Annotated in this window: 11 protein-coding genes and 3 pseudogenes; 2 read left to right on the forward strand and 12 right to left on the reverse strand. The window is 37.9% G+C overall.

The window, feature by feature from the left end; all coding sequences use genetic code 11:
* Positions 1-97 precede the first annotated feature (97 nt).
* Both vrrA and RCG17_RS05325 read left to right on the forward strand, forming a co-directional pair.
* Positions 98-853, forward strand: a complete 756-nt coding sequence (gene vrrA / locus RCG17_RS05320; protein WP_308174216.1) for a VrrA/YqfQ family protein — start codon at positions 98-100, stop codon at positions 851-853.
* Positions 854-1,003: 150 nt separating this feature from the next.
* On the forward strand, positions 1,004-1,942 hold the full coding sequence (locus tag RCG17_RS05325) for a 4-hydroxy-3-methylbut-2-enyl diphosphate reductase (protein WP_308174217.1): 939 nt from the start codon (positions 1,004-1,006) through the stop codon (positions 1,940-1,942).
* Between the two features lie 343 nt (positions 1,943-2,285).
* Here the strand turns inward: RCG17_RS05325 and RCG17_RS05330 are convergent.
* The 12 genes and pseudogenes from RCG17_RS05330 to era form a co-directional block, all read right to left on the reverse strand.
* Positions 2,286-2,452, reverse strand: a pseudogene (locus RCG17_RS05330) (IS5/IS1182 family transposase); the annotation flags it as partial.
* A 397-nt stretch (positions 2,453-2,849) separates the two neighbouring features.
* Positions 2,850-3,965: a Nif3-like dinuclear metal center hexameric protein gene (locus tag RCG17_RS05335; protein ID WP_308174218.1), complete on the reverse strand. Its 1,116-nt coding sequence runs from the start codon at positions 3,963-3,965 to the stop codon at positions 2,850-2,852.
* Entirely contained in the window at positions 3,965-4,672 is a 708-nt protein-coding gene (locus RCG17_RS05340; RefSeq protein WP_308174219.1) for a tRNA (adenine(22)-N(1))-methyltransferase, read from the reverse strand. The genes RCG17_RS05335 and RCG17_RS05340 overlap by 1 nt, the downstream gene beginning before the upstream one ends.
* Before the next feature lie 96 nt (positions 4,673-4,768).
* Positions 4,769-5,140, reverse strand: coding sequence for a cytochrome c550 (gene cccA, locus RCG17_RS05345; protein ID WP_308174220.1), 372 nt, complete (start codon positions 5,138-5,140; stop codon positions 4,769-4,771).
* A 358-nt stretch (positions 5,141-5,498) separates the two neighbouring features.
* Entirely contained in the window at positions 5,499-6,629 is a 1,131-nt protein-coding gene (rpoD, locus tag RCG17_RS05350; protein ID WP_308174221.1) for an RNA polymerase sigma factor RpoD, read from the reverse strand.
* Between the two features lie 54 nt (positions 6,630-6,683).
* Positions 6,684-8,494 (reverse strand): annotated as a pseudogene (gene dnaG / locus RCG17_RS05355) (DNA primase).
* A gap of 683 nt (positions 8,495-9,177) precedes the next feature.
* The gene (locus tag RCG17_RS05360) at positions 9,178-9,981 is read right to left on the reverse strand and encodes a pyruvate, water dikinase regulatory protein (protein WP_308174222.1); all 804 of its coding nucleotides are present in this window, start codon (positions 9,979-9,981) and stop codon (positions 9,178-9,180) included.
* A gap of 34 nt (positions 9,982-10,015) precedes the next feature.
* Entirely contained in the window at positions 10,016-10,648 is a 633-nt protein-coding gene (locus tag RCG17_RS05365) for a transcriptional regulator CcpN (protein ID WP_308174223.1), read from the reverse strand.
* Between the two features lie 75 nt (positions 10,649-10,723).
* A pseudogene (locus RCG17_RS05370) lies at positions 10,724-12,107 on the reverse strand (glycine--tRNA ligase).
* A gap of 278 nt (positions 12,108-12,385) precedes the next feature.
* Complete coding sequence (gene recO, locus RCG17_RS05375; protein WP_308174224.1) at positions 12,386-13,138, reverse strand: DNA repair protein RecO; 753 nt, start codon at positions 13,136-13,138, stop codon at positions 12,386-12,388.
* A gap of 33 nt (positions 13,139-13,171) precedes the next feature.
* Positions 13,172-13,315, reverse strand: coding sequence for a YqzL family protein (locus RCG17_RS05380; RefSeq protein ID WP_308174225.1), 144 nt, complete (start codon positions 13,313-13,315; stop codon positions 13,172-13,174).
* A gap of 158 nt (positions 13,316-13,473) precedes the next feature.
* Positions 13,474-14,397: a GTPase Era gene (gene era / locus RCG17_RS05385; protein WP_308174226.1), complete on the reverse strand. Its 924-nt coding sequence runs from the start codon at positions 14,395-14,397 to the stop codon at positions 13,474-13,476.
* Positions 14,398-14,511 lie beyond the last annotated feature (114 nt).

Genomic DNA, 14,511 nt, shown 5'->3' on the forward strand with positions numbered 1-14,511 from the left:
ATCATAAAAAGGTTCTCTATTTGCTATTGTACCTAAGCAAAATAACCTTTCATGCATATTCTATAGAATAGACGGAAACGAAAAAGGAGGATTAGTCATGCAGCCACAAATTCCTAGACAAGGCTTTATTCAGCCCGGTCAAGGTCCACAAGGAATGGGCTTCGGGGGAAGATCGAATATGATGGGATCAGGGTTTGGTGGAAGGCCCCAAATGATGGGCATGAATCAAGTTACCAGATCTCCCATGATGGGCATGAACCAAATGCCTAGATCCCCGTTTATGGGCATGGGTGGTCAACAGCAAATGAATAGAGGCGGAGGTCTTTTTTCCAGGCTGCTTGGTATGGGAAATCAACCTGGCAGAATGGGCGGTTTAATGGGAATGGGGAATCAAGCCGGCAGAATGGGCGGCTTAATGGGAATGCAGCAAGCAGGCCGCGCCGCAGGAGGCGCTGGCGGTTCATTGTTAGGTAATTCTGGCGGAATTATGAACTTTTTAAATAATACCCAACAAGTGCTAAGAACTGCCCAATCGATTGGACCAATGGTTCAACAGTTTCAGCAATATGGGCATTTAGTAAAAAATATACCCGCCATGTGGAAGCTATATCGAGGCCTAAAAAATGCTCCCGATGCAACTGAAACAGACTCGAAAAGCTCTTCGAGCAGTAAAAAAAGTTCCTCCCCTAAGTTAAATCATTCTCAAAGTGATAAGCAAAAGAAAAAAAGCTCTTCTACAAACAGGTCATCCAAAACAACAGCAAATTCTCAAAAAAGAGAACAAGTATCATCAAAAAAACAAAGCTCCACTTCATACGGAAAAGGATCATCATCTCCAAAACTTTATATATAAGAAAGGAAGGATGCTGCTGGCAGCATCTTTTTTCTATTTTAGCTGTTAAATAAATCACAGTTTGAATGAGAAACGTGTCTTTGTAATAAAACAATATTTCTTATATAATATAAACGAAGATTTTATGCACAAAATGGGAGGACCATTTACATGAATGTTATTAAAATATCACCCAGGGGATATTGCTATGGTGTCGTAGATGCCATGGTTATTGCAAGAAATGCTGCGTTAGATAAGAATTTACCAAGACCAATCTATATATTAGGTATGATTGTTCATAATAAACACGTTACCGATGCCTTTGCTGAGGAGGGAATCATTACCCTTGACGGCAATAACCGTAAAGAAATAATTGAAAAAGTTGATAAGGGTACGGTTATTTTCACAGCACACGGAATTTCTCCTGAAGTTCGGGAACTAGCCCGTCAAAAGGGACTTGTTGCTATTGACGCTACCTGTCCTGATGTTACGAAAACACATGATCTCATTCGTGAAAAAGCGAAAGAAGGATATCAAGTCATTTATATTGGTAAAAAAGGACATCCTGAACCAGAAGGTGCTGTCGGTGTTGCTCCAGGCCTTGTTCATTTAGTTTCAAGTACAAGCGACGTTGAACTGCTTACTATTGATAGTGACAAAATTATTGTCACCAACCAAACCACGATGAGTCAGTGGGATGTTGCTGATATTATGAAAAAAGTACAGGAAAAATATCCTAAAGTGGAAAGTTACAATGAAATTTGCCTTGCTACACAAATAAGACAAGAAGCGGTCGCTGAACAAGCAAAGGAAGCAGATGTTCTAATTGTAGTAGGAGACCCAAAAAGTAATAATTCCAATCGGCTTGCCCAGGTTTCTGAAGAGATAGCAGGAACAAAAGCCTATCGAATTGCTGATATTTCCGAATTAGAAATTGATTGGATAAAAAACGCTTCTACAGTGGCAGTAACAGCAGGTGCTTCTACTCCAACCCCAATTACAAAAGAAGTAATTACGTTTTTAGAAAAATTTAACGCAAATGATGAAACAACATGGGAACATAAAAAAACCGTTCCACTCAATAAAATTTTACCAAAAGTAAAGAATTAAAAAAGAACCGATTTCGGTTCTTTTTTTCAGATTGTCGAGAAAGGGGTATTTTCTCGGCATTTTTTTATTTTACCAGAATTTAAATACTAAATTTTTTTGATGGTTCCTGCAAATGGGCCTGTTGATTTCCGCTCCGGGCACTCGCTTTCCGCGGGGAGGTCCTGGAGCCTCCTCGGCGCTTTGGCGCCTGTGGGGTCTCCAGTGACCTCTGATCCCGCAGGAGTCGAGTGCCCTCCGCTCCAATCAACAGGGAGGCAAATCAACCAATTGTATTGCAACACACTTTTTTATCTAACTTTGCTAAGTGTGTTGCAATCTTTTTTTATTTTGGCAGTCTGGATTAATTGGGAGAAACATGTAAATCTCGTTCTTGATTGAATGTAGATCTCATTTTGGAAATAAACTAGTAGTAAAGTAATATCGGCTATGAGCAATTACTCCAAAGATATTTCGGTCCGATAGCCCCTTACAAATAGGGCTAGTGAGGTAACCTGAATCATGCGTAACAGCAAATCGTAGAGTAATGAGGTACTGGGTCCTTGTTCATTTTGTCTTTAATCTTTTGGATTAAACATTGGTTTCACCACTTTTTTTGATTTATTAGTTGAGATCTGAAGAACTTTATTGAAAACACTCGTTGATTGGCGTGGAAGGCACGAAGACTCCTGCGGGAGTACGGGGCTGGGGAGACCCCACAGGCGCTTTTTGCGCCGAGGAGGCTTCCTGGCACGCCCGCGGAAAGCGAAGTGCCTGGAGCGCCAATCAACAAACCTGTTTAACAACCTATACTTCAACACTATTGCACCATATTAACTTAACGAGGTGAATTATTAAAGTGATTGAATAAGATGATAGGCAGCAGAGTTTTTCGACAGCCTGAAAAAAGAACCTCAGCTGAGGTTCTTTTTTAAATATATTGAAAAGGATCTGTGTTTTCTTCAGAAGGGATAAATTCAACCTTGAAACCAGCTTTTTGGCATAATTCTCCTAGGGTTTGAGCTACTCCCTTTTTCATTACTTTTTCAACATTATGTCCCGGGTCAATCATATTTAATCCCTGCATCATTGCATCATGTGCGGTATGATAATAAATGTCCCCTGTAACATAAACATCTGCCCCTTTAAATTTAGCCTGACTAAAATATTTATTACCATCCCCGCCTAATACAGCTACTTTTTTTACTTTAGATTCTAAGTTGCCGACTACACGAACCCGATCAACCTCTAAAACTTTTTTAACCTTTTCCGCAAATTCAGCTAATGTCATCTCATCTATAGTCCCAATTCTTCCAAGCCCTAAAACCTCTCCCTTGTTTTCTACGGGATATACATCAAAAGCTGGCTCCTCATATGGATGTACTTTTAACATCGCAGTTAAGACTTTTTTTATCTGAATTTCTGGTACGATGGTTTCAATTCTAACTTCATCAACCGTCTCCATAACCCCAGGCAGGCCTATGTATGGTTTTGTTTGATCCCCTGGCAAAAACCTTCCTGCACCATTAGCAGAAAAAGTACAATGGCTGTAATTGCCAATAAAACCAGCGCCTGCATCCCCCAGGGCCTTCCTCACAGTCTCTGCACTTTCTGCAGGAACAAACACAACAATTTTCTTAAGTGCAGTTTCAAATGTTGGAACAAGCACTTCAGGATTTTGTATTTCCAATGCCTCAGCGAGCAAATCATTCACCCCGCCGGTAGCAACGTCAAGGTTTGTATGGGCAGCATAGACTGCGATATCATTCCTTAAAAGTTTTTCTATCATTCTTCCTTGAGTAGTATCGGTAATAACATTTTTAAGTGGGCGGTAAATCGGCGGGTGATGTGCAATAATAAGCTGCACATCTTTCTTGATCGCTTCGTCTATTACATTTTCAAGGACGTCCAATGTAACTAACACTCGCTCTACTTTTTTGTTTAGACGACCAATCTGTAAGCCTACTTTATCCCCTTCCATAGCAAGTCCTTTTGGGGAAAATTGTTCAAAGAGCTGAATAATTTCATAACCATTCGCGATTTTCATTATTTTAATGCCCCCTCTACCCTGTTGATCCATTGGAGAAGTTCTTGTCTTTTGGCCGTTGTTTCTGTTGATGGTGCAGCCTTTTCAAGTTGCGCAAGAATCCTCTGCCAATTATGTGCTTCCATTTTCCACTTTCTCGAAAAAGCCTCGCCTTGTTTTTGCATCAAAAATGGACCTAATAATAGTTCAGTTTCTAGATTAGAGGTGTATGGCTTATGTGGTTCTCCTTTTTCTGCCACAAGGATCTCATATATTTTCCCATCTTCCTCCATAATTTCTTCTTCAACTAATTGCCAATTGTTTTCTAGAAGCCATTTTCGAATCGTAACCGCACTAATATTAGGCTGTAAGATCAAACGTACAATCTCCCCAAGTTTTTCTTTGCCTCTTTCTAATATACTTGTGATCAACGCTCCACCCATTCCGGCAATACTAATGCAGTTTACGTCACCTGGTTCAATTACGTCTAATCCATCACCCATCCGAACTATGATTTTATCTGATAAGCCCTCTTCTTCTACATGTCCCCGCGCCGATTCAAAAGGCCCTAAGACAACTTCACCAGCAATGGCAAAAGGAACAATCCCTTTTTTCACTAAATAACAAGGTAAATAAGCATGATCCGAACCAATATCCGCTAGTTTAGAACCATTCGGAACAAAGCGGGCCACTGTTTCCAGCCGCTCCGATAACTTTTCTGTATTCAAAAATTCCCACCACAACTTTCAAATTAAACTTCATTATCCTTTTGTTAGTATAAAAAAAGTCCTTTACATATGCAAAGGACTTTTTGATGATAGATTCTACTTAATTTGTGACACCCACTTGGCCATAGCATCAGCCTTGTCTTCCGGAACAAGGTTTGGAGGCATATTCCCTTTACCATGAGTGATAATCTGCTTAATTTGGTCTACAGAGAGTTTACTTCCAATGCCTTTTAATGATGGACCTACTACTCCCTGATATTGATCACCGTGGCAGCCTATACATGTGCTTTTATAAATACCCTCTGGATTGGCCGCTGAGGCAGTGTCTGTTTTAGCGGTAGAAGTAGTTCCACTTTTTTCTTTGGCAGTACTTTTTGAATCTCCAAGCCCCTTAAAGGACAATCCAAACATTAAAACGATACCAAACACCATGATAATTACAAATGGGATAACCGGGTTACGATTCATAAAATTTACCTCCTTATGTAAGATTTTCTTCTTGATATTACTGTTACCAACTATTTTACTTGAAAAAAGTTTGAAGGAAAAGTCTAATTGTCAAATTATAGACAAAATTAACTTTCCATCTTTCAAATAATATCAGTCCCATAAGGAAAAATATTCTGCAAAGTGGCCGTTATACCAAAAAAAGATAAAAAGGCCTATTTGCAAAATAAAAGACAATTCAGTAAAATAAGGGTTAAACAATGAAAGCGAAAACAATTATTAATAAAATTTTAAAAGCCTGACCATTTAAACACATGATCTTAGAAATACTTCACGCTAAGTATGTGCTTTTAAACGATCAGGCCCATTCAGAGATTCTTTATTCTAAAAAGTCTTTTAACCGTTTGCTGCGGCTTGGGTGGCGTAATTTTCGAAGTGCTTTAGCTTCGATCTGTCTAATACGCTCACGAGTAACGCCAAACACTTTTCCAACTTCCTCAAGCGTTCGGGTACGACCGTCATCTAATCCAAAACGAAGACGCAAAACATTTTCTTCGCGATCAGTTAGGGTATCTAGTACATCTTCTAGCTGCTCTTTTAATAACTCATAGGCTGCGTGCTCAGACGGTGAGGTTGCATCTTGATCCTCAATGAAATCGCCAAGATGTGAGTCATCTTCTTCACCAATTGGAGTTTCAAGTGAAACTGGTTCTTGAGCAATCTTCAAGATCTCTCTTACCTTATCTGGTGACAAATCCATATCTTCACCAATTTCTTCTGGAGTTGGTTCACGCCCTAAATCTTGAAGTAACTGCCTTTGTACACGGATTAGTTTATTAATCGTTTCGACCATATGAACCGGAATACGAATGGTTCTTGCTTGGTCAGCAATTGCCCTTGTAATCGCTTGGCGAATCCACCATGTTGCATAGGTACTAAATTTATAGCCTTTGTTATAATCAAACTTTTCAACGGCTTTTATGAGACCCATGTTTCCTTCTTGAATTAGGTCTAGGAACAGCATTCCTCTGCCGACATAACGCTTGGCAATACTAACAACCAGACGAAGGTTCGCTTCGGCTAATCGACGTTTCGCTTCTTCATCGCCCTCTTCAATTCGTTTTGCTAATTTAATTTCTTCTTCGCCAGATAACAAATCGACTCTTCCAATTTCTTTCAAATACATCCGGACAGGATCATTTATTTTGACACCCGGTGGAACGCTTAAATCATTTAAATCGAATTCATCGTCGTCCTCTTTTTCCAGTTCTTTGGTATCAGGATCTTCAGCTTCGTCACTATCACCAACTAATTCAATGCCTTGATCGCCAAGGAACTCATAAAATTCATCCATTTGATCAGAATCTAATTCGAAATTAGACATTCTTTCAGCAATATCATCATAGGCAAGGACTCCAGTTTTCTTTCCTAATACAGTTAACTGGGCTTTTACTTGTTCAAAGGTTAATTCATTCTCAACCTCTTTTGAACGTGCTGATTTTTCAGCCATATGTCCCCCTCCTTCTAAAAATCAAAATCAATTAAGAACATGTTAATTTTGGATTTATAATGACTTCCGCAACTGAAGAATTTCCATCGCAATTTCAGCTGCCTTCTTATAATCCTTTTGTCTTTCCGCTTCCTTTTCTTCTACTTCTTTTTCTTTTATCTTTAACAATTTTTGATAATTCAACACCTGTTTGATATAATCAGTTAATTCCTGATCGCCTAATTCTTCATTTAAGGCCATCATTTCAATGTTTGCCACAAGTCTACGAAGTTTGTCATCTTGGATATAGGTTAAAAATAAGCTAGGATCAGGATCATCATGATCCTCATAAAAACCAAATAAATAAGTAATAATTGCTTGATGTTCATCAATATTAAAAGTATTCCCCTGCATCAATTCTTGAACCCTATAGGCGACATTGCGATTTTTCAACATATGATTAATCAAGCGGCGTTCCGCTGTATAATGCGCAGGTTTTAATTCATTAACCTGCTTAGTAAGTAACACGGGACTTACTTTAACCTCATTTTGTCCCTTCGTTTTTCTTTTTTCAGCAAAAAAGATTTGTTTTTGCTGTTGCTGTAACGCATCTAATGATAGTGAAAATTCTGTTGCTAACTGTCTTAAATAATGGTCTCGTTCAACAGCTTTCGGCAAATTACTTATTTCTTTTACTATTTGTTCGATATAGGATAGCCTATCTCCTTCTTGCTGAAGATTTTTTCCTCTTCGAAAAAAACGAAATTTGAACGACATCCATGTTAAGCTTGCCCCAATGACTTCATTACGAAATCGTTCAGCACCATTTTTTTTTATATATTCATCAGGATCAAGCCCATCAGGCATTAACGCCACTTTTATGGAAAATCCCGCATCCATAAGAAGGTTACCGGCTCTATATGCTGCCTCAATTCCAGCATTGTCTGAATCATAGCAAATGGTTACAGATTGGACGTTTTGACGAATAAGGGAGATATGTTCATCTGTTAGTGCTGTTCCCATCGTTGCAATCCCGTTTTCAACTCCTGAGCGATCAGCAGCAATTACATCCGCAAACCCTTCGAACAGGACAAGAGACTGTAATTTTCGAATCGAAGCCCGCGCTAGATGAAAATTATATAAAATTTTACTTTTATTAAAGATTGCTGTTTCTGGACTATTTAAATATTTGGGCTCTTGATCGGCCCCTAATGATCTCCCTGAAAAAGCAATCGTTTTCCCATTTCGGTCAAAAATCGGAAACATAATACGATCACGAAACCTGTCAAAATAAGACCCGTCTCTTTCACGTTTTATAATTAACCGGCTTTTTCCATCCATTCAGGCTTAAAATCTCTTTTCGTCAAAAACTTATAAACAAAATCCCAAGAATTTAGTGAGTATCCAATTTGAAATTTATCAATTGATTCCCGAGTAAACCCTCGGTTCAAGAGATATTCCAGTGCATGCTGCCCCTCTTTTGTATTTACCAATAAGTGGTGGTAAAATTTACTTAAAAGTTCATGAGCATTTAGCATCTCCTGAATCTCATCAGATACCTTTTTTTCTTTACCAATGGCAGTTGTACTTATTTGAAGTTCAATATTGGTTTTTTCGGCCAACCTCACCGCAGCTTCTTGAAAGGATATGTTTTCAAGTTCCATTAGAAAAGTAAAAACATTTCCACCAGCTCCGCAACCGAAGCAATGAAAAATTTGTTTATCAGGTGAAACTGAAAATGAAGGGGTATTTTCTCCATGGAATGGACATAATCCGAAGTAATTTCGCCCTTGTTTTTTTAGCTGAACATAGTCACTGATTACATCGACAATATCAACAGCCTGACGAATCTCATTTAGTTTTTCTTCGGCAATTAGTTCTGCCATGAAAACAGCTCCATTTTTTACTTAACAGGTATTCTAGAGAAAAATCTAAATTCCTGCAATTTCCGACAAGATTTTTGTGAATTCACTCATAAATTTTGCCCGATCCTCTAAAGTAAATCGCTTTGGCCCCTCCCGTAGATTCCTTGCCTCCGAGCCTTCGCATTTAAATGACGAAGTTCAAGGCCGGTTTGGATATCTTTTTCTTCAAAGCTGCTGCTTCCTTACCAGTATCAACATAAATCCAAGTGGCAAACAAAGAATTATTTTTTACATGGTTATATGAAGCAATAAAGAGAGTTTTAACTGAAAAACGGGAAGCGATTTCGACAATTTCCTTTTTTTACCGGGCATAAGTCTGCATCAACTAAGATAGTTGGAGTAGCATTTTTATAAGTATTAATTCTACATCACTCCGCATATTCCTTCTTTATGAGTAAACTTTTACCCTAAAAGGAATAATGTCGAATTTTTTTCGTTTGGTTCCCTTGACATCTAGACAATAAATAGTTTATTCGTTCATATGCAAGTCTAAACCTAAAAACATATATTTTTATCACAATTTTTTATTATAGTACATTTATTTCATTTTTGCTATTGTTTTTTTCACTTTTCATACCAATTCATATATATATGTATGAGGTCCCGAAGAAAAAACACATAATCAATGATTATGTGTAAAAAAACTATTTTTTTTGGCAATAGTGCAAAATAACATTTGCCGTTTCCTCAACTGCCTTATTTGTTACATCAATGATTTGGCAGCCAATTTTGTTGGTTATTTTTTCGAAAAATGTTAATTCCTCTTTGATCCGATTAATATTAGCGTAGCTTGCTTTATCGTTTAGCCCCAGAGAAATTAACCGTTCTCTCCTAATATAGTTTAATTTTTCAGGACTTATTTTTAAGCCAAAGCACTTTTCTGCAGAGATTTTATATAATTCTTCTGGTGGGTCTACTTCTGGGACGACTGGAACGTTTGCCACCTTTAAACGTTTATGAGCCAAATATTGTGATAAAGGGGTTTTAGAAGTCCTAGATACCCCAATTAAAACAATATCAGCCTTTAATATACCTCGAGGGTCACGCCCATCATCATATTTAACAGCAAATTCAATGGCTTCCACCTTTTTAAAGTAATCTTCATCAAGCTTTCGGACTAATCCTGGCTCGCATAATGGAGTCTTTCCAGTAAAATCTTGGATTTGGTCCATAAGAGGTCCCATTAAATCAACCGCAATAATACCAGCTTGTTCTGCCTGCTCCCTCATGAATTTACGCATTCCAGGTTTAACAAGCGTATATGCTACCATTGCTTGGTCGAGCTTGATCAACGTGATCACTTCAGAGATATTTTCCTTATCCTCCACATATGGAAAGGTCTTTATTTTCATTCCAGAACCATTGAACTGTGTTATGGCCGCTTTTGTAACCAATTCAGCTGTTTCTCCAACGGAATCAGATACCACATAAATAATTGGAAAGTTCATTCTTCCTGACCAGCTCCTCCTTGAGACTCATTTTTTACTCTGTTCCCAGTGCCACAAAGGCCTTTGTGATGTTGGTTTTCGTAATTCTCCCAATTACTTCTATTCCCTTTTCAGATTTCCTTACGATGGGAACCGCATCAATCTGCTTTTCAATTAATTTTTTTGCCACATCGATCAATAGATCATCTTTTTCACACATCGTAATATTTGGCATCCTTGTCATGATAATATTAACAGGAATCGTATTTAACTCTTGCTTGCCGATACTAGCCCTTAACAAGTCTTTCCGAGAAAGAACTCCGACCAACAATGAATTTTGATCGATTACAAATAGTGTCCCCACATCTTCAAGGAACATTGTGCAAATTGCATCATAAACAGAAAGGTTTTCATTTATGACTACAGGAATCGATTGATAATCCTTTACATAAATTTTTTGAAGATTTTCTGTTAAAAGAGCAGCTCCAGATTTTCCTGTATAAAAATATCCCACGCGGGGCCTGGCATCTAAAAAACCAGCCATGGTTAGAATCGCAAGGTCGGGCCTCAGCGTAGCTCTTGTAAGATGTAAACGGTCTGCAATATGTTCTCCTGTAATTGGGCCATTTTCTTTTACAATTTGCAGTATTTTTTCTTGGCGTTTATTGAGTTCGATCTTCCTCACCACCCTCAAGCCTTCAAATGTTGTACTTTTGTTGAATTACCGCCTAAGGCAGATTCGTTCCTTTAGGCGGCTGCCAAATTAAAACACAAGTTTTTCTTCAATAAAGCGGACCAAATCAGAAATCGGGATGCGTTTCTGCTCCATGGTATCTCGATCCCTGACAGTAACCATCTGATCTTCTTTTGAATCAAAATCAAAGGTAATACAAAATGGTGTACCAATTTCATCATGGCGTCGATATCGTTTTCCAATTGAACCTGCTTCATCATAATCAACCATAAAATATTTGGAGAGAAGATCAAATACTTCCCTAGCTTCTTCAGAAAGTTTTTTCGATAATGGCAGTACGGCCGCTTTAAACGGTGCTAATGCAGGATGTAAGTGCATAACGGTTCTAGATGTTCCATCCTCTAACTGTTCTTCATCGAATGCATCAATTAAAAATGCAAGTGTTACCCGATCTGCACCTAATGATGGCTCAATGCAATATGGAATATATTTCTCGTTCGTATCTGGATCTTGATAATGGAAATCCTCCCCAGAAAATTTCATATGCTGTTTCAGATCATAATCCGTTCTTGAAGCAACACCCCAAAGCTCTCCCCAGCCAAATGGGAATTTATATTCAAAGTCTGTTGTTGCGTTGCTATAATGTGATAACTCATCTTCGGAATGATCGCGAAGGCGCAGATTTTCATTTGTCATACCAAGGGAGAGTAGCCATTTTTCTGCAAATTCTTTCCAATATTGATGCCATTTTAGCTCTTCACCTGGTTTACAGAAAAACTCTAATTCCATTTGTTCAAATTCACGTGTACGGAAGGTAAAGTTTCCAGGCGTAATTTCATTACGGAAACTTTTACCAACTTGAGCAATCCCAAACGGCAGTTTTTTACGCATTGTCCGTTGTACATTTTTAAAGTTAACAAAAATACCTTGTGCAGTTTCCAGGACGCAAAAAGATTTCATTTGTGCTTGTTTCAGTAACACCTTGGAAGGTCTTGAACATAAGATTAAATTGACGTATGCCAGTAAAATCATGACTTCCACAGTCAGGACAAGCAATGTTGTGCTCTTTAATTAATTCTTCCATTTTTTCAAATGGCAGGCCGTCGACAACGATCTCAATGCCTTTTTCACCTAGTGCATTTTCAATTAACTTGTCAGCACGATGTCTAGCCTTACAATTTTTACAGTCAATCATTGGGTCATTGAAATTACCAATATGGCCTGAAGCTTCCCAAGTTTTTGGATTCATTAAAATCGCAGCGTCTAATCCAACATTATAAGGGGATTGCTGAACAAACTTTTTCCACCAAGCTTGTTTTATATTGTTTTTCAGTTCTACACCAAGCGGACCATAATCCCACGTGTTGGCAAGACCTCCATAAATTTCTGAACCTGGAAAAATAAATCCTCTATGTTTTGAATGTGAAACAATCTGATCCATAGAAACAGTCATTTTTTTTTGCTCCTTTTCTCTAAATAAAATAAAAAACTCCCGTCCCTATGCACATGCATAGGGACGAGAGTTACCCGCGGTTCCACCCTATTTGCTGCAAAATAAGCAGCCTCTTTCAAACAAACTTGCTCGAGAACGCCTTCCTTAGTATTCTATACCCAGCTTCCACCATCCTGGACTCGCTATCATAGAGAGAACTAAGTACTCCTTTCTCTCAAACGCAACTATATAATTTTAAGAAAATAGTAACGAAACAAAAGCAAAATGTCAATAAGGAGCTATAAAAGTTGGCGAAATTGTTTGATTGAATGAAGAAATTTTTTCGTCTTTAGGTATAATCCTGAATATTCTTCATAATAGGTCCAAATAATTTTTCGTAATTCATCCTTCGTTTCGTCTTTAATCGAAATCGTTCCAAGACGATTTAGGTCAAAATAATAAAATATCCTTAAAAGCTTGACCGTTGCAGGCGAAATCTTTAAATGATAGGGATCTTTATCAAGGCAGCGGTGACAGAGAAAACCGCCTTCACGAATCGAAAATGAAAATTGCCCGTCAATACTCCCACAGACGGCACATTGATTTAATATCGGGTGCAACCCTAGAACATTTAATATTTTAAGTTCATAAATATTCATTAGTACTTCTGGATCATAGCCTTCATTTATGTAATTTAACGTCTGATGCAAGAGTTCAAAGAGGTATGGATTTACTTTTCGATCATCGGTACTTTTATCCGTCAATTCAACGATATAACTTGAATAAGCAGTTAAAAAGATGTCTTCTCGAATAGACCTTAGTGAAGAAATCATTTCTCCTTGCTGGAGGCTTCCTAAGCCAGAGCCTTTTTGCACAAGAAAGTATCCATGGGTAAAAAGCTGGGTGATGGCCGAAAGCCTGCTATTTGGCTTCTTAGCACCTTTAGCCATCACTCCAACTTTTCCTAATTCACGTGTATATAATGTGACAACTTTATTGGATTCGCCGTAATCTGTGGATCTAATAACGATGCCCTCACATTTTTGCAGCATGGTATTCGCCCTCCAATACGGCTCTTGACAAACTCATGAAACGGGAAAATCAATTTTTGCTAGCTCATCATCCTGATTATCGGGTATTTCTTGTGTTTCCTTCTCCAATTCCTTAAAGAGAAGATATGTGTCAATGTTACCTGTCTGAGTAAAAACTTTCCAGGTAAAATCCAACATTGAAACCCCACCTTTCAATATATAGACTAGCCTTTAATCAATCCCAAACCTTATCATTATCATAGCCTGTCTTGTGAAAATCATAAGTTTAAAATAATGTAAATATTGTCCATGCATATTCTTTTAAAATTGATAATATTTTATTTAGGGTTGTTTAGTTAATACTCATCCTCGTTAAAACCAAAATCACGCAGCTGAGACATTTTATTTCGCCAATCTTTCTGCACCTTTACCCAAAGCTCGAGGAAAACTTTGCTGCCAAGAAGATTTTCAATATCAACTCGTGCACGTTGGCCAATTTCCTTTAGCATACTCCCTTTCTTTCCGATAATGATTCCTTTTTGCGAATCACGTTCGACAATAACTGTTGCCATAACATGAATGACATCCTTATTTTCTTGCCGTTCAATTTTATCAATGACAACCGCTAATGAATGAGGAATTTCTTCTCTCGTTAAATGGAGCGCTTTCTCTCTTATTAACTCTGAAATGATAAATCTTTCTGGGTGATCGGTAACCTGGTCTGCAGGATAAAATTGTGGCCCTTCCGGCATGTAAGTTTTAATTTGGTCTAATAAACGTTCCACATTATTTCCCTCAAGGGCGGAAATTGGAACAACCTCCTTGAATGGGAATTTTTCCTGATAGGATTCAATGATGGGTAACAAATCATCAGGATGAATTTGATCAATTTTATTTATAACGAGAAAAATTGGTGTTTTAACGGACTGAAATTTTTCGATAATAAATTCCTCACCACGGCCAAAGCCTTCTTCAGCGTTTACCATAAACAAAACTAAATCGACTTCTTTTAGGGTGTTTTGTGCTACTTTCATCATAAAATCGCCCAGTTTATGCTTTGGTTTGTGAATTCCAGGCGTATCAATGAAAATCAGCTGAGCGTCTGGCAAGGTCAATACCCCTTGTACTTTGTTCCGAGTTGTTTGCGGTTTATCACTCATAATCGCGATCTTTTGTCCAATAACACGATTAAGAAAAGTTGATTTACCAACATTGGGTCGGCCTATAATAGAGATAAACCCTGACTTAAATTCTTTATTTTGTTCATTATTGTTTAACATTCAAATCCTCCGCTGTAAAAAGCCCTATAATTTTTGCATCTTCAAATCTCAGGAAGTAAGAAGGGTGCCGCTTTCCTTTATTTTACCTCAAATTAAAATGAAATTCATCCATTG

This window comes from Neobacillus sp. PS3-12 (genome assembly GCF_030915385.1).
Taxonomy (GTDB): domain Bacteria; phylum Bacillota; class Bacilli; order Bacillales; family Cytobacillaceae; genus JAEVLT01.